Origin of the sequence: Nonomuraea sp. NPDC026600 (assembly GCF_040638335.1) — a bacterium.
GTDB lineage: Bacteria > Actinomycetota > Actinomycetes > Streptosporangiales > Streptosporangiaceae > Nonomuraea.
Genome location: NZ_JBEZYD010000051.1, coordinates 51351 through 74156, shown reverse-complemented (window position 1 = coordinate 74156; position 22806 = coordinate 51351). Strand labels below are relative to the sequence as shown.

Genomic DNA, 22806 nt, shown 5'->3' with positions numbered 1-22806 from the left:
GCTCCGAATGTGCCGAGCGCCGATCAGAGGAGCCTGGGAGCCGCCTAGGAGCCCGGTAGGAGCACCCGGAAGGTGGCGCCCTGCCCAGGAGCCGAGTCGAGTTCGACCTTGCCGCCGTGGGCCCGCACGATGGCGGCCACGATGGCCAGGCCCAGCCCCGCGCCGCCGTCGGTCCTGGATCTGCCCTGGCCGACGCGGTACAGCCGGTCGAAGACGTGCGGGACGTGCTGCCGCGGCACGCCGGGCCCGGTGTCGGCCACCTCGAAGACCGCCATGCCGCGCGAGGTGCCCACGCTGACGGTGATCGACGCGTCCCGCGGGGTGTGGACGAGCGCGTTGCCGACCAGGTTGGCGGCGACCTGGCGCAGCCTCGCCTCGTCGCCCATGACCGAGACGGGGGCCAGCGCCCCGCCGAGGCCGCTCAGCCTGACCTGCCTGCCGGGCACCCGGACGCGGGCGTCGCGGATGGTGTCGGCCGCCACTTCCAGCAGGTCGACGGGGTGGTGGTCCATGGGGCGTTCCTGGTCGAGCTGGGCCAGGGTGAGCAGGTCGTTGACGAGCACGCCCATCCGGCCGGCCTCCTCCTCGATCCGGCGCATCAGCTCCGGCTCGTCGCCGCCGCCCCGGCGGTAGAGCTCGGCGAAGCCGCGGACCGAGGTGAGCGGGGTACGCAGCTCGTGCGAGGCGTCGGCCAGGAAGCGGCGCATGCGGGCCTCGGAGTCGGTTCTGGCGGCGATCTCGTACTCGACGCGGTCGAGCATGACGTTCATGGCCGTGCCCAGGCGGCCCGGCTCGGTGTGCGGGTCGGGGGCGGGGACCCGGCTGGCGAAGTCGCCCATGGCGATCTGGCCGGCCGTACGCTCCATCCTGGTCAGCGGGCGCAGGCCGAGCCGTACAACGGCGTCGGCGGCCAGGCCGAGCAGGAGCAGCACGAGCGCGCTGACGGCGAAGGCGATGGCGCTGAGCGAGGCGCGGGTCGCCTCGATCTCGGCGAGCGACTGCGCGACCAGCACGGTGCCACCGCCGTCGGTCCCGATCGCCTTCAGCCGCCAGGACGGCCCCGTGGTGCCGCTCACGGTGTAGGGGTCGCCCACGTGGACGTCGTCGAGCACCGGCCCGGGGTCCGAACCGCTCGGCACCGCGCTGACCAGCCTGCCGTCGGCGGAGTAGAAATAGATCCTGGCCACGGAGGCGACCCGCTTCGTCAGTACCTTCTGCCAGTCCAGGGTCTGGTTGGGGGAGATCAGGCCGGCCACCATCGGCAGCTTCTGAGCCGCGCCGCTCATCGTGGTGAGCTGGCTGTCCACGCGGCGCAGCAGGTTGTCGCTGAGCAGCGCGATGCCGACCACGTTGGCCAGGACGAGCGCGACCGTGGTGAGCCCGAGTATCGCCATGACGAGCCGGGCGCGCAGCGTCCACCGGCCCGGCCTCACCGCGGCGTCCTGAGCGTGTAGCCGACGCCACGCACGGTGTGGATGAGCTGCGGCTCCCACTTGTCGATCTTCTTGCGCAGGTAGTAGACGTACGACTCGACGATGCTGGAGTCGCCGTCGAAGTCGTAGCGCCACACGCTGTCGAGGATCTGCGCCTTGCTCACCACCCGGCCGGCGTTCGTCAGCAGGTACGCGAGCAGGTTGAACTCCGTGGGCGACAGCTCGACGAGCACGCCGCCGCGGCGTACCTCGTGCGCGGCCACGTCGAGCTCCACGTCGGCGTAGCGCAGCACGTCCTCGCGCGCGGTCTCGGTACGGCTGCGCCGCAGGATGGCCCGGATGCGCAGCACCACCTCCTCCAGGCTGAACGGCTTGGCCACGTAGTCGTCGGCGCCCAGCGTGAGCCCCTGGACGCGGTCCTCGACCGTGTCGCGCGCGGTCAGGAACAGCACCGGGACGCGCTCGCCGAGCCGCCTGGCCACCTCGAACCCGTCGATGTCCTCCATCATCACGTCGAGCACCACGATGTCGGGCTCGAACTCCCGGGCGGCCCGTATCGCCTCGGCGCCGGACTCGGCGGTCCTGACCTCGAACGAGACCAGTCGCAACGTCTGCGAGAGCAGAGCACGGATGTTCGGCTCGTCGTCCACGACGAGTACCCTGGCCGGTCGGTCCATGGTTAAAGCTTTACCCGAGCCACTTCAAAGCCAGCTCAAAATCACTTCATGAAGAAGATCGGCCCACGCGGCCGGAACGGCAGCGACGCGCCCTGCGGCACGAGGAAGGCGTGCTCGCGGCGGATGCGGATCACGTCGCACTGGCCGTCGGTGATGAGCAGGATCGGCCCGTCGGCCGGGAAGTCGTCGGCCCGCTCCAGCAGGCTGACCCCCGGCTGCAGGATCGTGCCGCCCCGGCCGCGTACCCTGACCCGGTTCGCGATGTCCTCGACCGGCAGGTAGCCGGCGTCGTACGCGATCGCATCGCAGAACACCACGCGCGCCCGCGGCACGTCACGGACCGTGGCGTAGGAGGCGATGGCGCCGAGCGCCTTGCCGAGCAGCTTGACGTCCATCGAGCCCGAGGTGTCGAGGACGACGCCGAACGTGGCCCTCCTGACCACCTCCTCCGGCCGCAGCCGGCCGGGGCGCGGGATGTCCGGGGTGGCGGCCTGGCGGCGGGAGGCGCGGGCGTAGGAGCGCCGCTTCTCCTCCGGCTGGAAATGCTCGTCGAACCAGCGGGCGAGCTGCGCGTCCCACGGCAGCGGCGGCTGGTCGAGCGCCCGGATCTCCTGCTCCAGCCCGGCGGGCACGAAGCCGCGGCCGTTGCCCTGGTGGTAGGCCAGGCCCGTGCAGAGCGCACCGCGGTAGTACTGGTCGAGGTCGACGCAGCCGCGGGCGGGACGCGGCGGCCGGTCGAGGACGTCGCCGAGGCCGCGCCCGCGCAACGTGGCGAGCTTCCGCATCCGCCGCAGGTCGGTGACGATCGTGTCGTAGACCGCCTCGGCCGACATACCGGCCAGGGTCTGGTCGAACAGCAGCCCTTCCGGCATCTCGCCGACGCCCATCTCGGCGAGCCAGCCGTTGATCACGTAGTCGCAGGCGACGTTCCAGATGTACGGCTCGCGCGTGCCGACCCGCTCGCCGTGGCGGAGCGCGGCGTGCAGCATCTCGTGGGCCAGCACGAACCGCCACTCCTCCACGGACTGCCGGGCGAGCGGGTTGACGTAGATCTCGCCGGCTTCGGCGCTGACCGCGGCGATGGAGATGCCCCAGCTCCTGGCCAGCTCCACCTCCGCGACGATCTTCATCCCGGCGGCGAGCGCGCCCAGCAGCGGATAGGAGGAGACAAACCAGCGCAGTGCCAGGTCCCACGGCCCGTCGACCTGCTTGTCGCCCGTGGCGCGCGGCGTGCCCACCCGGTCGAGGGCGGCGGTGGCCGCCTCGGTGACGCCGACCGCGAACATGGACGGGAAGTCGTAGTGCTCGGCCATCTCCGCCGAGCAGAGGCGGAAGTCCTCCTCGCCGAGCGGTTTGTACGCCTCGGGGATGCCGAGCCTGCGCCAGCGCTCCGACAGCGTGACCTCGTCCTGCTCGGGCAGCTCGGCGGGCAGCGGCGCGGGGCAGCGGCCGATCTTCAGCGTGCGCAGGAACCGGTCGACGGCCAGGCAGCACGCGGCGCGGTAAGCGAGTTCGGGACGGTCGCCTTCGAGGTCCTTCGGCGTGCAGGTGCGCGGGTCGGCGTGGCCGAAGCCGAGATGGAGCAGCAGGTGGGCGAAGACCCACGCCCACTCGGCCGCCTCGGCGCGGCGGCGGGGGTGGTGGCGGATGTCCCCGTCCTCCGTCACCACCGCCCACGTGTCGGCCGACAGTTCGCCCTCGTCGGCCGCGTAGAGCCAGCAGTGGTAGACGGAGAACAGCGGGTGCCGGTTCACGAGCTGCCAGCCCTTGCCCACCTCGGCTCGCCAGGGGTCGGTCTTGGCCTTGTTCCGGGGGCTCATGATCGGGCCGCCATCAGTCTGGGCACGTCCCTGCCGACCTCGACGAGGAACCAGGTGGGCAGCGCGGGAGCGCCGTTGGCGTCGGAGGCGATGACGAGCTGCGCGCACTCCAGCGAGATCTCGGCCAGCTCGACCAGCAGTGTCTTGGCGCGGAAGCCCAGGTCCCGGCCTCGGGAGGAGGCGCCGCGCTTGTCGGCGGGCAGCTCCTTGACCAGCCGGGCGCGGAACGCCTCGGCCAGGAAGTAGAGCAGGTCGCGCTCCTCGGGCCGGCGCGGCCATGGCGCCTCGCCCTTGAGCACCGCGTTGAGGTCGTAGGCGTGCCGCACGGTCTTGACGTAGGCGCGGAAGGCGGAGGCGTGGCCGGCGGTGAGCGTGCCGAACGCGAGCATGGCGAGCGTCTCGTCGGCGACGTCGTCGCCGTAGGAGATCAGCACGTCGGAGAGCATGTGCCAGGCGCGCGGCGAGGAGAACGGCTCCTCGCTCTTGGGCGGCGCGCTCCACAGGTGGTCGGGCCGCTGCACCAGGTAGTCGACGATCCACGGGTGGATGCCGTTGGCGGCGGCCCACTTGAGCCAGTCGTCGGCCGAGGCCCGCAGGTGCACGTGGATCAGCCGGTTGATCAGCGCGGAGGCCATCGGGCGGGCGAGCGCGTTGTCGGTCGCCCGGTTGCCCGCGCCGATCACGACGGACCCGGCGGGCAGCTCGTAGGCGCCGATCCTGCGGTCGAGGATCAGCGAGTAGAACGCCTTCTGCACCTCGGGCGCCGACGCGTTGAGCTCGTCGAGGAACAGGCAGTAGGGCTCGTCGCGGGCGATCGACTCCGGTGGCGCGAACCGGCTGCGGCCGTTGACCAGCTCGGGCACCCCGATGAGGTCCTCGGGCGCGAGCTGGGTGCCGAGCAGGGTCACGCACTCCAGGCCGAGGGAGTCGGCGAACTCGCGCACCAGCGAGCTCTTGCCGATGCCCGGCGCGCCCCACAGGAACACCGGCCGGACGACGGCGACGTGCAGCAGCAACTCGGGGAGCTGCTGCGGAGTCACCGTCACCGTCGCCTGCACGTCTTCAGAGTGGCGAACACCGGGTGGGGCGCGCATCAGGTTTTTTATCCGGTTGCACCGTCGACGACGGCGTCCCTAGCATCGAGCGCATGTGTTGCCTCTGCTTCATGCGTCTGCGCAGCGACCGGGCTCGGGCCCGTTAGCTGACGCGGTTACGACCTAGGCGTCCGCTGGCGCGCCCCGGGCCCTTCGAGAGACCCATTCATCTCGAAGACCCTAGAGGGCGGCTGTGGCGCAGAATTTCGCGCACGGAAACTATTCACACACTCAGAAGAACGCCAGGAACAGCGGCGGTCGCACGCCCAGAGACCGGGCCAGGCGCGCCTTGTCGCAGAATTTCCTGGTCGACCGGCATGCCGTCGAGCTGGTGGTCAAGGCGGCCGCCCCCGACGGGCTCGTCCTCGAACCCGGCTCGGGCGAGGGCGTGCTGACCTGGGCGCTGGCCGAGGCCGGAGCCCGGGTGATCGGTTACGAGGTCGACCCGCGGCTGGCCGGTCGGCTGGCCGCGCGGACCCGCGACGATCCCCGGATCGACGTGGTCAGGGTCGACTTCACGACCGCGCGGGCGCCGCGGGAGCCGTTCGCGGTGGTCGGCAACATCCCCTACTCGGTCACGTCGGCGATCGTCGGCTGGTGCCTCCGGGCTCCGGGGCTCACCTCGGCGACGCTGCTCACGCAACGGGAGTACGCCCGCAAGCGTTCGGGCGACTACGGCCGCTGGAGCCTGGTGACGGTGGAGTCGTGGCCGTGGTTCCGCTGGCGGCTGGGCGACCGGGTGGGCAGGGAGAGCTTCCGGCCGGTCCCGTCGGTCGACTCGGCGATCCTGCGGATCGAGCGGCGGCCCACGCCGCTGGCCGGGGCGGGCCGCGGCTACCAGGAGCTGGTCGAACTGGGGTTCGGCGGGGTGGGCGGCTCGCTGCGCGCCTCGCTCAGACGCCGCTACGAGGGGGTGGACGCGGCCGTCGCCGCGGCGGGCATTGCCCGCGACGCGGTGGTGGGCCACGTCCATCCCGACCAGTGGATCACGTTGTGGGAGCGGCTATGCCGCTGATGTGACCGTGGCCTTCCCCACCGGCCCGACCGGTGGGGCGAGCACCTGGGGCGCCGGGGACCGGCGGCCCCAGGGCATCGCCATGAGCAGGATCGGCAGCAGCACGATCGACGCTCTCGACCAGTCGGCGTGCAGCAGCCACCAGGTGTTGTCGTCGAACTGGGTCATGTACAGGTAGCCGTACGCCGCCCACAACGAGACGCCGATGATCGCCGGCCAGGCGAACCTCGTGGGCCTGGCGATCAGGAACGGCATGAACCACAGGAGGTACTGGGCGCCCAGCCGCGGCGTGACGACCATGAAGATCAGCAGAATGGCCATGGTCATGTCGATCGGGTCGGCCCGCCGCCATATCAGCACCGCGGCGACGACGCAGGCGTAGATCAGGTAGGTGCCGAATGTGGCCAGATCGGGCCTCAGCTCCCAGTTGCCGCCGGTGAAGGGCGGTGTCCAGCCCCACTCGCCGACGATCGGCCGGATGGCCTGGATGGTCTTGATGACCTCGGGGATCTGCTTGAGCGACGTGCCCGCGAAGACCGGCAGCGTGACCAGGAAGAACACCGGCAGCGCGCCGGTCATGAACAGCGCGGCGACCCTGGACCGCAGGTTGGGCAGCAGGAGCAGCATGCCGGGGATCAGCCAGATCGGCCAGCTCTTCGCGCACAGCGCCAGACCCATCAGCACGCCGGCCAGCGCGCCCCGCCTCAGGTCCGCGCGGTCGGCCGGGCCGGGCAGCAGGGCGCGGTGGAGCATGCCGCCGGGGCCCACGATCCGGCGCAGCGACGCCCGCCAGCCGTAGGCCGCGACGCCGTGACGCACCTTGGCCACCACCCGGGTCCTGACGCCGGTCCGCTCGGGTGAGCCGGGACCGCGCGCCACCACGAAGGCGGCCACGCCGAAGACCAGCGCCACCGGCTCGACCTGGCCATGGATGCAGGCGACGAGCAGGGCGAGCGGGTTGAGCGCGTACTGCAGGGCGCGCAGCGACGCCTTGGGGCCGCCGGCCAGCTTGGCGACCAGCGGGATCAGCACGATGTCGGCGACCACGGTGACCAGGCGCCCGGCGTAGACCCACGGGATGCCCAGCCACAGCAGGATGCCGTAAACGTAGGGGATGGTCGGCAGGAAGTGCCAGCCGCCCTCGCTGGCCAGGACCGGGTCCTGGCCGTTCAGCACCGCCTGGCCGGCCGGCTGGAAGCTCTCCATGAAGTCGACGGGCTGCCACGCGTCGTTGGCGGCCGTGAACATCAGGAGCACCCGCACGGCAACGCCCACGAGGACGGCGACGAGCAGCGGAGGCCGCCAGTCACGCCACTGGGCGATGAGAGCGAGCAGGACACCTGCGACGAGGATGGTCCCCGTGAGAACTGCGTATTCCATGGCGGCTTCTAGCCTGCCGTACTCATCTGAGTACTTCCACCAGGGGTTCCGATTCTTATCCCTGACATGGCGGGTCGTAACGCGATAGAACATGACCCACTGTGCTGAACTTTTTGCATGGGGGGATCGCAGGTCAACCAGGCTCTGGTCAGGCTCTATTTCGAGGTGAGAGGCGGGCTCCGCGACCCGGTTGCGGCCTGGGCGAAACTCACAGGAAATTCGCAGCTCTACCAGCAGGCCAGGGGCGGGAGACGGGTACCGCTCGACGACGGGACGGCGGCCGAGCTGACCGCCGCGGCGATCGTGCACACGGCCGCCGAGCACGGCGCGGACCGGGTGGCCGCGCTGTCCACCTCGCCGCTCGCCGGGCTGGTCGCCGGCCTCGGCGGCGCGGTGCTGACCGAGCAGTCCAACGTGCCGGACCAGTTGCTCGGCCACGGGTTCCCCGGGACGCTGCCGGAGGACTGGCCGCACGCGGCGTACGTGCTGCTGTGGGGGGAGAACAACAGGCTCGTCCGCACGCCCGGTATGCCCTTGGTGATCGCCGGGCGCTACAAAGGACAGAAGGTCGTGGCGATCGGGCCGCACCCGACGCGCCTGTCGGACGAGACCCTGGTGGTCCGGCCGGGCACCGACGGCGCGCTGGCCATGGCCATGGGGCATGTGCTGCTCAAGGAGTTCTTCCTGGACCGGGCGGCGTTCGCCGGGCACGCCATGGAGCGTACGGACCTGCCGTTCCTGGTCCGGCTGCGCGAACACGGCGACGCCTTCGTGGCCGGCGGGCTGATCGGGCGGCCGGCCGGGGGACTGAGCGTGTACGGCGGCGACTCGGTGGAGGTGCTGCTGCCACGCTTCGACGACGGGCCGGGGCTGCTGCGGCGTGGAGTGCCGGTGGTCAGCGACGGCGACGAGCTGGCGACGACCGTGTTCGACCTGCTGCTGGCGGTGTACGGGGTGGCCCGTGACGGGCTGCCCGGCCAGTGGCCCGGCGGTTATGACGATCGCCGCGAGCCGTACACGCCTGCCTGGCAGGAGACGTACACGGGGGTGGCCGCCTCGCGCACGCTGAAGATCGCGCGGGAGCTGGGGGTGACGGCGGAGAAGACCGGTGGGCGGTGCATGATCGTGCCGGGGCGGCTGGAGACCAACCACGCGGACACCGCCTACCGGGCCATGCTGGCGCTGCTCGTGCTGACCGGCTGCGGTAGCGGGTGGGCGCAGGCCGGGGCGGGGTCGGCCGTCCCGCTGGTGCCGTACCTGTGCCTGCACGCCTGCGGCGAGGACGGCACGGACGTGGGGGCGCTGAGCTGGCCGCTGGCCGCGGGGCTGTTCGATCGCCGGTCGTCGCAGTCGGTGCTGCTCGAAGCGGTGCGCGACGGGCTGCCGATGGCGCCGTCGCCGCGCGTGCTGGCCATCCCGCGGCCGATCTATCCGCTCCCGCCCGATGTGGAGCTGCTCATCGGGCCCGACGACCGGTGCGACCTGGCGCCGCCCGACGCCCATCTGGTGGCGGACGCGGTGGCCAAGCTGACCGTCGACCACGTGGAGCCCGCCGCGCCGGATCCGGCGGTGGTCGTGGCCGGGGGGCGGATGCGGCTGCTGGTCGATCACGCGTGGATGCACGAGTACGGGGAGGCCCTGCCGACGTATCGCCCGCCGGGGCTGGGCCTCCCCGTGAAGCCCACGCAACTGGTCCGTTGAGTCTTATCCAGTGAACCCCTTGAAGATGCCGGTGAATTCGTACGCCGACTGGGCGATCCCGCTGCACGTCGGCGAGACGCTGCCGTTGGGGCAGCCGCCGTTGTCCCGGCCCAGCGACCAGAAGCCGACGAAACCGATGTGGTTGGTGTTGCCCCAGTCACGCAGCTTGCGGGCGTCGGCCTGGGTGGTGGTCTGGCCCGTGTCGTTCTTGCCGATCATCGGGGTGACGCCGAGCAGGCGCTTGAGCTGAGCGTCGGTCTTCGACGGCCACACGCCCTTCATCTGGCCGAGCGTCGCCTGGGCGGCTGAGACCATCGCGTCGCCCCAGTTGCCGGTGTAGCCGAAGTCCATGACCATCGGGTTGACGATCACGTTCAGGCCCTTGGCGGCAGCGTCCTGAAGGATCTGCACCGAGAACGGGTCGAGCCCGTAGTCCTGTGCCTGCACGCGCAGCGTGTAGCGCACGACGGTGCCGCGTTCGGTCTGCAACTGCTTCAGCGCGCTGTTGACCTTGTTCACATCGATCGCCGCCTCGACGTCGACGTCCAGCTGGTTCGTGCCGACCGTGTCGAGCACCTTCTTGTAGGCGGCGAGCAGGGTGGCGGTGGTGCCGCAGTTGTGCTCCAGATACGGGCCCTGGGCGCCGCCGCTCGCGACGACCACCTGGCCGCCCTGGGCCTGGAGCGCCTTGACGTCGTTGATGATCCTGGAGTCGGCCAACGGGATGACCCCGCCCCAGGCCGGGTTGCAGCCCGTGCTGTCGCCGAGCACGAAGGCCAGCGTGTAGTTCTTCACCCCGGTCGCGGCGGCGGCGCTCACCAGGGACGGGGTGTTCATGGTGATGTCGATGTACGGCGCGTAGCGGATGTCGCCGGTGGGCGGCGTGGTGTCGTTGGTGGTCTTCCCGCTGACGGAGGCCGTGTACGCCGAGCAGTTGCCGGCGGCGTCACACGCCCTGACGCGGAACCCGTAGGTCGTGTTGGCGCTGAGCCCGGTGGCCGTGTAGCTGGTGCCGGTGACCGCCGCAGGGGCCGCGTTGTCCCTGGAGACCTCGTAGGCGGCGATGCTGCCGGAGTTGTCGGTGGAGGCGGACCACGTCACGGTCAGGCTGGAGTTGGTGGCGCCGCCGACCGCCGGGCTTCCCGGCACGGTCGGCGCCTGGGTGTCCGGGGTGCCGCCCGGTCCGTCCAGCACCACGTCATCGGCGTAGTAGGCGCCTTGGCCATACCAGCCGTTGACGTAGACGGTGACACTCGTCACACCCGCGCCGGTGGTGAATGATGTTTTCAGCTGCTGCCACTGACCGCCCGGGGCGGCCCATGTGCTGACGTCGATCCCCGAGCCCGTGGCCCCCAGGAAGATGTAGTTGCCCTGCACCCAGGCCGACACCTGGTAGGTCGTGCTGGGCTTGACCGTCACGGTCTGCGTGCATCTGGCGTAGTCGTTGCCCGCCGGGGTGGCCTGCAGGGCCTTCGTACCGCCGTGCACGGGCTGCGACACCGCCTGGGCCGCGGCCGTGGCCGAGCAGGTCCAGCCGGACAGGCCGGACTCGAAGCCGGGGTTGGTCAGGATGTTGGCGGCCGCGGCGGGTGTGGCGTGGAGGGCGATGAGCCCCAGGGCGATGGCGGCGCTCGCCGCGAGTCCTCGCAGGTTCATGGAGATTCCCCCTTCGAGCCGCCCGCCGCACCGACGGCGAGGTGCCGGTGCGACGGGAGCGGCGAGCCGGGCTCGGTCAGAAGCCGGCCGTGATCCTGGTGAAGTCCCAGTTCGACTGGGCGATCCCGCTGCAGTTCGACACGACCCCGCCACCCGGGCATGGCCGGTCGCGGTTGACGGCCCAGTACGCGAGCCTGGTCAGCCCGTTGTTCCTGGCGTAGTCACGGATCTGGGTCCAGGTGGCCGTGGAGGTGAGCTCCTGCTGGTCGGACAGGCCGTTCATGCCCGAGATGCCCATGTGCGCGTACGCCTGGGCGTCCGACCAGGCGAAGGCCGTCTTGAGGGTGTTCTTCAGCCCCTCGGAGGCGTTGACCGTGCTCTGGTACATGTTCGAGCCGCCGCCGAAGTCGAACGGCATGATCGTGTAGTTGTCGATCGGGACCGCGAGCTCCTTCGAGCGGTTGATCAGGCGGGTGCCCCAGTAGGTGGGGCCGGTGGTCGAGGTGCCGAAGGTGACGACGACCTTGACGTTGGGGTTGTTCTGCTTGACGATCTTGAGGCCGTTCAGGATGCGGTCCTGGACGGCTTCGCTCTCGAACTCGTCGGTGTTCTCGATGTCGAAGTCGACCGCGGCGGGGCCGACGGCGTTGATGACCGTCTGCACCGCGCCGGCGAACGCGGCGGGCGTCGAGCAGTTGGGGCCGAGCTTGTTGCCCGACCAGCCGCCGAACGAGACCTGCACGCTGCCGCCGGCCGACTTGATGGCCGAGATGGCCTGCGCGTCGGCGCCGCCGGTCAGGGGACGGCTACCGTCCCAGGCCGCGTTGCAGCCGCCGCTGGACAGGATGAACGCCATCGTGAACGACTTGACGCCGGTCGCGCTCATCACCGTGGCGGGCGCGGGCGGGTCGCCCCAGCCCATGTAGAGGTACGGCGCGCCGGGCAGCTTGGCGCCGGTGGTGCAGCCGGTGGTCGTGCCGGTGACCGAGGCGCTGGAGGCCGACTCGCCTACCGAGTTGTACGCCCTGACGGTGTAGGTGTGCGAGGTGCAGGAGCTCAGGGAGCCGATGGTGGCCGACGTCCCGGTGACCGTGGCCCTGACCGTGCTGCCCTCGTACACGCGGTAGCCGGTGACCGTGCCCGACGACGCGCCCCACGACAGGGAGAGCGAGCTGCTGGTGGACCCGCTGACGCTCGGCGAGCCCGGCTGGCCGGGGGCGCCGGTGCCGGCTGAGGTGGTCGCGGTGACCGAGTTGCTGGCGGCCGAGAGGTTCCCGGCGGCGTCACGGGCGCGGACCGTATAGGTGTAGCTGGTCGAGGCCGCGAGCCCGCCGTCGGTGTACGTGGTGCCGGTGGCCGTCGTCACCAGCGTCGAGCCGCGGTAGACGTTGTAGCCGGTGACGCCCACGTTGTCGGTGGAGGCGTTCCAGGCCAGCGAGACGCTGCTGGAGGTGGCGCCGGTCGAGCGGAGATTGCCGGGCACCGAGGGCGCGGTGGTGTCGGTGCCGCCGCCGGAGACGGGCTTCCACAGGGCGGGCACCGCCGGTGGCGTCCAGTCGGGCTGGGAGGTGTGGGCCTGGATGCACTCGTAGTCGACGCCGTTGTAGGTGACGCGGGTGCCCACGGTGTAGGCCGTCCATGCCGTCCACGCGGGGTAGGCGAAGGCCACCGACCCGTAGGCGCTGGGCATGGCCGTGGTGAGCCCGGCGCCCATCATGGCCAGGGCGGCGAGTAAGGCGAGGAACATGCGGCGAAATCTCATGGCATTCCCTGGTGGTGCGGCTTGACGGGTCATGTCCTTGTGTCGTGCCGTACGGCTTGCGCCGGGGGGGTGAGAGCGCAAGCCGTACCGCACCGGCCCGCGAGGTCGGCGGGCCGCTGGGGGGTGGCAGCAGGGGTTTGCTCGGTCAGTCAGAGCGAGGCGGGAACGGCCACGCCGGGCGGTCGTTTCCCACGGCCCGGAACACTCTGCGGACTCCTGGCCAGAGTGGACGAGGGGGGCGGCGACCGGGACATGGCTTCCTGATTCAAGATTTCTTTTAGGAAAGTTTCCTAAGAGTTGCCGCGATCGTAGCCTTGACACCAGGGTCTTACAAGACCCAAAACGGCGGAGCGCCGAAACTCGGCGCTCCGCCGTAATGACCCGGAAAATCAGTTCTGCTGGGTGATGCGGACGTCGTCGACGCCTGCTTCGACCAGAGACGCGCCGGAGGCGTCGGCGGCGTCGATGAGGATGCGCACCGTCTGCCCCGCGTACGCGGTCAAGCTCGCCGTGGCCGTCGCCCAGGACCCGTCGCGGTTGGACGCCGCGCCGGCCTGCTGGAAGACGGTCGTCGTACTGTTGCCGACCACCCTGACCCGGAAGTAGTCGGCGCTGGAGGCGTTCGAGCCGTGCGCCAGATACCACGACAGCGAGAGGCTGAGCGTGCCGGTGGACGGCAGCGTGATGGGCGGCGACTGGATCGAGGTGATGCCGCCGTCGATGTCGAAGTCACCGGCGGCGGTGCCCGCGAGACGGCCCGTCACCAGGTCGTTGGTGCCGCTGACCGTGGTGCCGAGCTGCTTGGCACCCGAGGAGGTGGTGGCCTCCGGGTCGCCGCGCTCCCACGTGCCGGTGGTGGCCGTGTCCGTGGCGCTCGGATTGGCGGCCCAGCCGGTGTCCGTCTCGAAGGTGTCGGAGTAGACGGTCACGGGCGGGGTGCCGGTGCCGCAGTACGTCGACTCCTTGCCGATGATCCGGTAGACGCAGTCGGAGTACTCCAGGAAGCGGAGCACCGCCTCCCTGTTGCGGGTGGTCTGCGGGACGATCTGCTCGTCCGGCGGGTAGAAGCCGGGGCTGGAGCTGACCGGGTACATCTCGAAGGTGTAGCTGAAGATCTTGTAGACGCCCCACAGCCAGTCGTCGATGGTGCCGTCGGTGATGTAGAGGTCGCTGGCCTGCTGGGGGGTGTAGCTGTTGGTGGCGGCCATGTTCTGGCCGAGCGCGGCGAACGCGTCGTGGTCGTCCTGGGTCAGGCCCGGGCCCGTGTCGTTGAAGGTGTAGCCGTAGGGCCACAGGACGAGTTCGGAGTAGGTGTGGAAGTCGATGTTCGACTTGATCTGCTGGACGCCGCCGACGACCCGGCCGCGGACGAAGTTGGCCACGCTCCTGACCTCGGGTGCCGACTCGGCCGACGGGCCGCGGTAGGTCTCGCTGGAGGTGCTGCCGGAGGAGCCGCCGCAGCAGCCGAAGTTGTAGGCCCAGTTGCGGTTCAGGTCGGTCCCGACGGCCGAGGAGCCGCTGTTCGGCTGGCGGTTCTTGCGCCAGGAACGGTAGCTGCCGGTGGCGATGTCGTACTCGCCGCCGTCCGGGTTCAGGTCCGGCATGATCCAGATCTCCCTGGAGTTCACCAGGTTCGTGATCCGGGGGTCGGTGCCGTAGTTGTCCACCAGCAGGTGCGTCAGGTACAACGCCATCTCCACCGTGAGGTGCTCGCGGGCGTGCTGGTGCGCGGTGAAGAGCACTTCCGGCTCGGCCTCGTCGGTCGCGACGTTGTCACTGATCTTGACGACGCGCAGCGCCCTGCCCTCGTACGACGTCCCGTACGTGGAGACGGTCGCGAGGTTGGGATGGGCGGCGACGAGCGCGTTGATGTCGGTGTTCATCTCGGCGTAGTTGTGATACCCGGAGTCCGCGGACGGGAAGTCAAAGGTCCCGACACCGCCGGACGGGGATAACGGGCGTGACACCTCCGCCACCCGGTAGCCGAGGTGCCTGATCGCGTCCACCTCGGCTGCCGTGGCGGTGATCAGGACCGAGTCCTTGGTCACCTCGTCGATCGCGGCGCCGGTCGCCGCGACGGCACTGCGTTGCTGGGCGTTCGCCGGTCCCTCCACGCGATACTGCCGGTTCGGCGGCGGCTCGGCGGCGGCCCCGGCTCCGGTCATGCCGGTCAGGCAGACCAGGCCGAGGACGGCTAGCAGGATGACAAAACGGCGTTTCACCTCGTCCTCCTCAAGCGCGTGGGCTAGTTGTTGGCACGCGCCTGAACTGAGGGTGAGGACGTTGTGGTGGTTGGGAAAGGCCCAACTTTCCGGCCGTCCAGTGGGCCCGTTTCCTGCCGGTTCCAGGACCTGACAGGTAGGTGCCAGGTTACTGCCAGGCCCTTACCAGAGCTTCGAGACACGCTGAGCGGCATGAGTTACGCGATCGAAGCGGAAGGGCTCGTCAAGAGGTACGGCGAAACGGCCGCGCTCGACGGGATCGATCTTCGGGTGAGGACCGGGACCGTGCTGGGTGTGCTGGGTCCCAACGGGGCGGGCAAGACCACCGCGGTACGGATCCTGGCCACGCTGGTGGCCCCCGACGCGGGCCGGGCCCTCGTGGGCGGGTTCGATGTGACCCGCCAGGCCGGGAGGGTGCGCGAGCTGATCGGCCTGACCGGCCAGTACGCCTCGGTGGACGAGAAACTGACCGGCACCCAGAACCTGGTGCTGATGGGCCGCCTGCTCGGCCTGAGCCGTTCCGAGGCACGGGCCAGGGCCGCGGCGTTGCTGTCCCGATTCGGGCTGACGGACGCCGCCGGCCGCCTCGCCGGCGGCTACTCGGGTGGTATGCGCCGCCGTCTCGACCTGGCCGTGAGCCTGGTGAGCAGGCCGCGGATCCTCTTCCTCGACGAGCCGACCACCGGCCTGGACCCGCATGCCCGCGGCGAGCTGTGGGACGCGGTCAGGGAGCTGGTGAACGACGGGGTGACCGTGCTGCTGACCACCCAGTACCTGGAGGAGGCCGACCAGCTCGCCGACGACCTGCTGGTGATAGACGCCGGCCGGACCGCGGCGAGCGGGAGCCCCGGTGAGCTGAAGTCCATGGCCGGCGGGCATCGGCTCGACGTCAGGCCGCTGCTGGCCGCCGATGTGGAGAAGGCCGAGTCGATCCTGCGTACCCGGGCCGAGGGCGGCCTGTTGAGCGTTCCCGTCCATGACCTGTCGGTGCCGCCCGCCCTGCTGAGGGCGCTCGACGACGCGGGCATCGTGCTCGCCGAGCACGCCCTGCGGCTGCCCTCGCTGGACGATGTCTTCCGTACCCTGACCGGAGCCGTGAAATGACCACCGCGATCTCCCAGAGCCTGACGCTGGCCTGGCGCAGCCTGATCCCGTTGAAGAACAGCCCCGGCCAGCTCATCGGCATGCTGCTGCAGCCGGTTTTCATGATCGTGGTCTTCGTCTACCTGTTCGGCGGGGCGGCGGGTGGTGACCGGGACGGCGCGGTGCTGTACATGCTGCCCGGCGTGCTCGTCCAGGTGGCGTTGATGGCGACGATCGGCACCGGCATGAACCTGGCCACCGACATCGGCAACGGGGTGTTCGACCGGTTCAGGACCATGCCGATCGCCAGGTCCGCGCCCTTGGCCGGGCGGGTGCTGGCGGACCTGCTGACGCTGCTGGTCACGATCATCATGTCGCTGATCGTGGGGTACGCCGTGGGGTTCCGCGTGCGCACCGATCCGCTGGGGGCGCTGGCCGGGGTCGGCCTGGTGCTGCTGTTCGCGATGGCGCTGAGCTGGGGATCGGCCTGGATCGGGCTCATCGCCAAGTCCGTCACGTCCATGCAGCACATCTCGACGGCCGTGCTGCTCCCGCTGACGCTGGGCAGCAGCGCCTTCATCCCGGCGACGGACCTGCCCGGCTGGCTGACCTGGTGGATGGGCGTCAACCCGGTCTCGCACCTGGCGGGGGCGATCCGCGGCCTCATGGTCGGCGGCCTGCGGGCCGCGGACCTGTGGATCACGTTCGGCTGGACCGCCGCCCTGCTCGCCGTCTTCACCCCGCTCGCGCTGCGGGCCTACAACAGGAGAGTTCGATGATCAGGACCACCGAGACCATGACCACCCGCGACGGTGTCACCCTCGTCGCCACGCTCTGGCGGCCCGCCGGGCCCGGTCCCTTTCCGATCCTGCTGTCCCGTACGCCGTACGGCAGGGCGGATCAGGGGCCCGGACTGCACCTGGACCTGCCCCGGCTGGTGGCCGCCGGATACGCGGTCGTCGTCCAGGACGTACGCGGGACCGGCGACTCGGACGGCACGTTCCGGTTCATCGCCGGGGAGGCCGCCGACGGCTATGACGCGGTGCGGTGGGCGGCCACGCGAGCCTGGTCGGACGGGAACGTCGGCATGTTCGGCGACTCCTACCTGGGCATCACCCAGCTCCAGGCCGCGCAGGAACACCCGGAGGGCCTGCGGGCCATCGCGCCGCACGTGGCGCCCGCGGGACTGCACGAGGTGGTGTACAGCTCGGGCGCGCCCAACCTCAACGTGGTGCTGACCGTCAGCGCGTTCGTGCTCGCGATCAACGAGCTGGACCGCCGCATCAACCGGGGTACGGCACCGGAATCCGACAAGGACGCCTACCTGACGGCACTGGGCTTCCCCGATCGGTTCCCCGAGACCATGCAGCGGCTGGCCGAGCGGCTGCCGCTCAGCGACCAGCCGCTCCTGACCGACCTCGCGCCCTTCTACGCCGGCTGGATGGACAACCCCGACCCGGCCGCGGAGCCGTGGCGGGACGGCGCCGTCCACTACGACAGGATCGAGGTGCCGGCGCTGGTGGGCACCGGCTGGTACGACTACTTCCGCGACGCCTCCATCGGCCACTACCAGCACCTGCGCGGCGGATCCCGGCTGGTCGTGGGCCCGTGGGCGCACCACACGCAAGACGGCTTCATAGGCGGACGGGACTTCGGGGAGCAGGCGAGCCAGGACGCGATCGACTGGACCGGCCTGCACCTGGACTGGTTCGGCCAGTGGCTGCGCGGCGAGCGGGCGCCCGAGCGGGCCAGGGTGACGTACTTCCTGATGGGCGCCGACGAGTGGCGCACCGCGGCGGACTGGCCGCCGCCCGCCGCCCGGCGCGTGGCCTACCATCTGGGCCCGAACGGCACGCTCGGCACCATCCCGGCGGGCGGCGGGGGCGGGGAGTTCGTCTGCGACCCCGACCACCCGGTGCCCACGGTGGGCGGCGCGGTGATGACGTACGACGGGTTCGGGCCGCTCGACCAGCGCCCGCTGGACGACCGCGACGACGTGCTGCGCTACCGGAGCGAGCCGCTCGACGGCGCGCTGGAGGTGACGGGGGCCACCGAGCTGGTCGTGCTCGTGTCGTCCACCGCGACCGGCACGGACGTCGCCGCCAAACTGATCGACGTGCACCCCGACGGCCGCGCCGAACTGCTGACCGACGCCGTCACCCGGGTGACGGACCTGACGCCGGGCGAGGTGCGCGAGGTCAAGGTCGAGCTGGGCGCGATCTCGAACCTCTTCCGCCCGGGGCACCGGATCAGGATCGACGTGGCGGGCTCGAACTTCCCCAGGTTCGGCCGGAACCCCGAGAAGGGCACGACCACGGTCCACGACCCGTCCTACGTGATGCTGCCGATCATCTCGTAGACCTCCTGCCTGGTCATGGCGGCGCCCTTGCCGTACAGGTCGTCGTAGCGCGAGTCGCCCAGCGCGGCCTTGACCGACACCGTCCCCGCGACGGTGTCGGCCGAGATGTCGGGCGGCTCGACCGCCGCCGACGCGCCGAACAGGACCGCCGCGCGCTCCGGGGCACCGCTCGCCAGCTCGGCCAGCGCGCAGCCGGCCAGCACCACCGACAGGTACGGCAGATCGGGCGTGGGCCCGAGCCGGCCGAGCGCCAGACGGTGCTGGGCGAGCCCGGCCCCGGGGTCGCCGCCGGCCGTCAGCGCCCTGCCGTAGCCGGTCCGGACCGCGACCGCGAGCTGCGGGATCGGCGGCGCCTCGGTCAGCAGCTCGAACAGGCCGCGATAGGCGGCCAGGCTCTCCTCGATGTCACCGAGCCGGTAGGCCAGCGCCGCCTCTCCCAGGCCGAGCTGGATGAGGGTGAACGCCGAGATCTCCTCATTCACGCCGAACCGGGCCCTGGCCGGGTCGATGGTCGCGCCGACAGCTCGGCCGGCGGTCCCGAGGCGGGCCTTGGCCAGGTCGGCGGCGGCGCCGTCGAGGTCGCCGCTCTGCGCGCGGAGCGTCGCCAGCCGGGTCAGCGTCGAGACCGTCTCCTCCGGGCTCACCCACTCGCTGGTGAGCGAGACGGTCTCGGCGATCAGCTCGTCCGCGCGCTCGCCGCGCTCGGCGCGCAGCGCGGCGAGGTTCAGCAGCGCCTCGCTCAGCCCCCACCGTTCGCCCAGCTTCCTGAAACCGGCCACCGCCTGTTCGAGTGCCTCCTCGGACCGGTGCGGGCCGCCCATCATCTTGGCCGAGCTGGCCAGCCAGAGATCGTCGCTCGCGGCGTACCGATCGAGCAGCTCGGCGGCGTGCTCGTCCAGCCCGGCCGCGCCCGCCATGACGGCCCGGCTGATCAGCAGCAGCGGGTGGGTGGGGCCTTCCCGTTCCGCCGCCCCGATCAGCTCGTCCATCTGCCTCGACAGCGACTCCATCGCCGGCCGATCGTTGACGATCGCGGCAAACCGGTCCACCCCGTCCGCGAACAGGCAGGCCGTGTACGCCCGCACCAGGCCTTTCGGCGGCGTGTCGCCCGCCAGGTCGAGCACCTGCCGCGCCCAGGTCGCGCTGTCGCGCCGGTAGCCGCACATCCACCAGTACCAGTTGAGTGCCGCGCAGAGCCGCAGCGCGAGCTCCACGTCGCGCTGGTCGAGCGCCCAGCGCAGCGCCACCGAGTAGTCGTCACGCTCGGCCGAGAGCCGCTCGATCCACTCGACCTGCGCGCCGGTCCGCAGCTCGGGAACCGCCCGTTCGGCGAGGTCGAGCAGGTGGACGACGTGGCGCCGCCGGTACGCGTCCGCCTCCCCTGCCTCGGCCAGCCGGTCGGAGGCGTACGCGCGGATCGTCTCCAGCATCGAATAGCGGCCTTCCGGCGCCACCTGGACCAGCGACTTGTCGGCCAGCGCGCCCAGGACGTCGGCGGTGCCGCCGCACACGGCCTCGACGGACTCGAGCGTGGCGCCGCCCGCGAAGACGGCGAACCTGCGGGCCAGCTCGCGTTCGGGCTCGTCGAGCAGGTCCCAGCTCCACTCCACCACCGCCCTGAGCGTCTGCTGGCGGGGCAACGCCGTACGGCTGCCGCCCGTCAGCAGCCTGAAGCGATCATCGATCCGGTCGGCGAGCTGCCGCGGCGTCATCGTGCGCAGCCGGGCCGCGGCCAGCTCGATGGCCAGCGGCATACCGTCCAGTCTGCGGCACAGGGCCACCACGGCGGCGACGTTCTCCTCGTCGAGGGCGAACGCGGGCCGGGCCGCGGTGGCGCGGTCGAGCAGCAGCCGTACCGACGGGTATGCGGCCGCCCGCGCCGCGCCCACCCCCGTCGGGGGCGGCTCCAGCGGCGGGATGGGCGCCAGCCGCTCCCCCGGCACGCCGAGCGGCTCGCGGCCGGTGGCCAGCACGTGCACGCCGGGGCAGCCGGTGAGCAGGTCGTCGGCCAGGCGCGCGGCGGCGTCGACGAGGTGCTCGCAGTTGTCCAGCACGATCAGCACCCGGCGCTCGCCCAGGGCCTCGACCACCTGCTGAAGCGGTCCGCCCCCTACCGGCCGCCCGGCCTGCGTGTCCGCCCCTTGGCGCGGATGGCCGGCCACGCCCGCCCCCTGGCCACCGGCCACATCCGGCCCCTGACGACCGGCCGCGGCCGGTCCTCGGTGAGGGGTGCCGGGCATGGGTGGCAGGTCCGGTTCCTTGCGTGAGTAGCCGGGGCGGTCGTCGCGCAGACCGAGGGCGTCGAGCACCGCGCCGGGAACGGCGGCCGGGTCGGTGACGGGGGCCAGCTCGACCATCCACGTGCCGTCGAACCGCGCGCCCATGCGCAGGGCCGCCTCGCCGGCCAGCCTGGTCTTGCCCGCGCCGCCCGGGCCGACGATCGTGACCATCCGGGCGTGGCCGAGGACGGCGGTCAGCAGGTCCAGCTCGTCCTCTCGGCCGATGAACGTGGTCAGCGGGACCCGGACGTTGCCCTTGGGCAGGTCGCGCCGTTTGGGGGCGGCCTGCCGTACGGGAACGTCGCCTGACACGACGGCCAGGTGCGCGGCGCGCAGCTCGGGCCCCGGGTCGACGCCGAGCTCGTCGGCGAGCGTCCCGCGGGTGCGCTCGAACAGGGCCAGCGCGTCGGCCTGGCGCCCGGCGGCGGCGAGCCCGCGCATCTCCAGCGCGCACAGCCGCTCGCGCAGGGGGTGCGCGGTCACCTCCGCGGCCAGATCGGCGGGCTGCCCCGCCGCCAGCCGCGCCTCGGCCCGGGCCTCGACGGAGGCCAGCCGATCCTCCTCGAGCCCCGCCGCCACATTCGCCAGGTACGGCACGGCGCCGAGGTCGGCGAGCGCCGGCCCCCGCCAGAGCGCGAGCGCCTCATCGAGCTTCGCCGTGCCGGCCGGGCTCTCCTCCCGGGGTGGGCTCGTGGCTCGGGTCAGGTGGCGGAAGCGCAGTGCGTCGACCTGGTCCGGGTCGATGGCCAGCAGGTAGCCGCCCGGCCGGCTCCGCACGATCTCGTACGGCCGGAGCGCCACGCGTAACCGCCTGACCAGCGTCTGCAGCGCGTTGGCGGCGTTGACCGGCGGCTCGTCCGGCCACAGCGCGTCGATGAGCCGCTCCGACGTGACGGTCCGGCCGGCTTCGAGGGCGAGGACCGCCAGGAGGGCTCGCACCAGGAACCCACCGACCGCGACCGGCTCCGCGTCGGCCGCCGCCACTTCCAGCGTCCCGAGGATGGAAATCCGCACGAGACCCATCCTGCCGCGTCCCGCCAGGTGAACGCTCAAGCGGGACGGCTCGCGCGACCACCCCTAGCCGCGCGAGCCGTACCCACTCTCAAACGGCGAACCCGCCGAACAACAGCGCGGCCAGCCCCAGCGCCAGCAGCAGGTTCACCGCCGTCGCGGCGGCGAAAACGCCGACCGGACGCCAACCCGCCTCCCTCAGCGAGGAGAGGCGGAACTCCAGCCCGATGCTGACGAACGCCAGGATCAGGAACCACACTCGAAGGTCGTTCACCACCCCGATGGCGGCCTTGTCGCCGCCCACCCCCAGATACCAGGTGGCGATCACGGAGGCGGCCACGAAGCCGAGCACGAACTTCGGAAAGCGATGCCACAGATCGGCCGGCCGCGGCCGGGGCGCGTCCGGGCGGCGCTCGACCTTGAAGGCGAAGTAGGCGGTCAGGGCCACGGCGACGACGCCCATGAGCGCGTTCTGCGTGACCTTGACGATGGTGGCGACCTGGAGCGCCTGCTCGCCGACGATCGCGCCCGCCGCCGTCACGGCCGCCGTGGTGTCGATGTTGCCGCCGATCCACGCGCCCGCCACCTCGGGGCTCAGCCCCAGCACCCCGGCCAGCCAGGGCAGCACGAAGATGGACGGCAGCGCGAACGCGATCACCAGGCTCGCGCTGTAGGCGAGCTGCTCCTTCTTGGCCTGTACGGCCCCGGCGGCGGCGATGGCCGCGCTGACGCCGCAGATCGACACGGCGGACGCGAGGAGCGCCCGCAGCTTGTCGTCCAGCCCGAGCCGACCGCCGAGCCACCAGGTGAACAGGAAGACGCAGCTGATCAGCACGACCGCCTGGGCGATGGCCGGGCCCGCGGCGGTGACGATCACCTTGAGATTGATCGACGCCCCGAGCAGCACCAGGCCCGTCTTGATGAAGAACTCGGTCCTGAACCCACCGGAGAGCCGCTCCCGCAGCCCGGTGGCGGTCAACACGGCGTTGCCGATCAGCCCGAGGGCGATGGCGTAGACGGGATACTCGATGGCCGCGCCCAGTTGCTCGAACGGCCCGCCTTTGGTGGCCGCGGGCACGCTCTGCTCCAGGAATCTGGTGGCGGCGCCGAGCGCCAGCACCGCCAGCACTCCTCCGGCGACGTCCAGGCCGGTGGTCGTCCGGCCTTCGGTTGCTTCGGCGCTCATCACGGCACCAGCCCGGCTGGGATGACGCCTGTGATGACGAGCACGACCAGCGCCAGGCCGACGATGGTCGCCGCCCAATCCTCGTTGATCGACCGCATGGGTTTCATACTAAACCTACATGGAATTCA

15 protein-coding genes are annotated in these 22806 nt (G+C 71.4%); 5 read left to right on the top strand and 10 right to left on the bottom strand.

Annotated elements, in window-relative coordinates; translation table 11 throughout:
* Positions 1-44: 44 nt before the first annotated feature.
* From AB0F17_RS59100 to AB0F17_RS59085, 4 genes are read right to left on the bottom strand one after another with little or no spacing between them, the layout of a single operon-like run.
* Entirely contained in the window at positions 45-1433 is a 1389-nt protein-coding gene (locus AB0F17_RS59100) for an ATP-binding protein (RefSeq protein ID WP_358043949.1), read from the bottom strand.
* The gene (locus AB0F17_RS59095) at positions 1430-2110 is read right to left on the bottom strand and encodes a response regulator transcription factor (RefSeq protein WP_358043946.1); all 681 of its coding nucleotides are present in this window, start codon (positions 2108-2110) and stop codon (positions 1430-1432) included. Before AB0F17_RS59095 ends, AB0F17_RS59100 begins: the two co-directional genes overlap by 4 nt.
* Before the next feature lie 41 nt (positions 2111-2151).
* Entirely contained in the window at positions 2152-3930 is a 1779-nt protein-coding gene (locus AB0F17_RS59090) for a hypothetical protein (protein ID WP_358043943.1), read from the bottom strand.
* A complete protein-coding gene (locus AB0F17_RS59085; RefSeq protein WP_358043940.1) occupies positions 3927-4988 on the bottom strand; it encodes a MoxR family ATPase in 1062 nt (353 codons plus the stop codon). The genes AB0F17_RS59090 and AB0F17_RS59085 overlap by 4 nt, the downstream gene beginning before the upstream one ends.
* A gap of 229 nt (positions 4989-5217) precedes the next feature.
* On the opposite strand from AB0F17_RS59085, the gene erm reads away from it, so the two are divergent.
* Positions 5218-6039, top strand: a complete 822-nt coding sequence (gene erm / locus AB0F17_RS59080) for an ErmE/ErmH/ErmO/ErmR family 23S rRNA (adenine(2058)-N(6))-methyltransferase (protein ID WP_358043937.1) — start codon at positions 5218-5220, stop codon at positions 6037-6039.
* Here erm and AB0F17_RS59075 read toward each other — a convergent pair.
* The gene (locus tag AB0F17_RS59075) at positions 6028-7419 is read right to left on the bottom strand and encodes a hypothetical protein (protein WP_358043934.1); all 1392 of its coding nucleotides are present in this window, start codon (positions 7417-7419) and stop codon (positions 6028-6030) included. The two genes, erm and AB0F17_RS59075, sit on opposite strands and share 12 nt — an antisense overlap.
* 117 nt (positions 7420-7536) lie before the next feature.
* On the opposite strand from AB0F17_RS59075, the gene AB0F17_RS59070 reads away from it, so the two are divergent.
* The gene (locus AB0F17_RS59070) at positions 7537-9120 is read left to right on the top strand and encodes a molybdopterin-dependent oxidoreductase (RefSeq protein ID WP_358043931.1); all 1584 of its coding nucleotides are present in this window, start codon (positions 7537-7539) and stop codon (positions 9118-9120) included.
* A 3-nt stretch (positions 9121-9123) separates the two neighbouring features.
* Here AB0F17_RS59070 and AB0F17_RS59065 read toward each other — a convergent pair whose 3' ends face one another.
* The 3 genes from AB0F17_RS59065 to AB0F17_RS59055 all read right to left on the bottom strand — a co-directional run bounded on the left by AB0F17_RS59065 (position 9124) and on the right by AB0F17_RS59055 (position 14760).
* On the bottom strand, positions 9124-10776 hold the full coding sequence (locus AB0F17_RS59065) for a carbohydrate binding domain-containing protein (RefSeq protein ID WP_358043928.1): 1653 nt from the start codon (positions 10774-10776) through the stop codon (positions 9124-9126).
* A gap of 76 nt (positions 10777-10852) precedes the next feature.
* A complete protein-coding gene (locus AB0F17_RS59060) occupies positions 10853-12538 on the bottom strand; it encodes a carbohydrate-binding protein (RefSeq protein WP_358043926.1) in 1686 nt (561 codons plus the stop codon).
* A gap of 389 nt (positions 12539-12927) precedes the next feature.
* On the bottom strand, positions 12928-14760 hold the full coding sequence (locus tag AB0F17_RS59055; protein ID WP_358043923.1) for a M14 family zinc carboxypeptidase: 1833 nt from the start codon (positions 14758-14760) through the stop codon (positions 12928-12930).
* A 192-nt stretch (positions 14761-14952) separates the two neighbouring features.
* On the opposite strand from AB0F17_RS59055, the gene AB0F17_RS59050 reads away from it, so the two are divergent.
* Genes AB0F17_RS59050 through AB0F17_RS59040 form a run of 3 tightly spaced genes read left to right on the top strand, consistent with a single transcriptional unit; the run spans position 14953 to position 18202 of the window.
* A complete protein-coding gene (locus tag AB0F17_RS59050; RefSeq protein WP_358043920.1) occupies positions 14953-15864 on the top strand; it encodes an ATP-binding cassette domain-containing protein in 912 nt (303 codons plus the stop codon).
* Complete coding sequence (locus AB0F17_RS59045) at positions 15861-16622, top strand: ABC transporter permease (protein WP_358043917.1); 762 nt, start codon at positions 15861-15863, stop codon at positions 16620-16622. The genes AB0F17_RS59050 and AB0F17_RS59045 overlap by 4 nt, the downstream gene beginning before the upstream one ends.
* Positions 16619-18202, top strand: coding sequence for a CocE/NonD family hydrolase (locus AB0F17_RS59040; protein WP_358043914.1), 1584 nt, complete (start codon positions 16619-16621; stop codon positions 18200-18202). Before AB0F17_RS59045 ends, AB0F17_RS59040 begins: the two co-directional genes overlap by 4 nt.
* On the opposite strand, the gene AB0F17_RS59035 is transcribed toward AB0F17_RS59040, so the two are convergent.
* Positions 18175-21495, bottom strand: coding sequence for a BTAD domain-containing putative transcriptional regulator (locus AB0F17_RS59035; RefSeq protein WP_358043911.1), 3321 nt, complete (start codon positions 21493-21495; stop codon positions 18175-18177). The two genes, AB0F17_RS59040 and AB0F17_RS59035, sit on opposite strands and share 28 nt — an antisense overlap.
* A gap of 88 nt (positions 21496-21583) precedes the next feature.
* Positions 21584-22678, bottom strand: coding sequence for a putative sulfate exporter family transporter (locus tag AB0F17_RS59030; RefSeq protein ID WP_358043908.1), 1095 nt, complete (start codon positions 22676-22678; stop codon positions 21584-21586).
* Positions 22679-22806 lie beyond the last annotated feature (128 nt).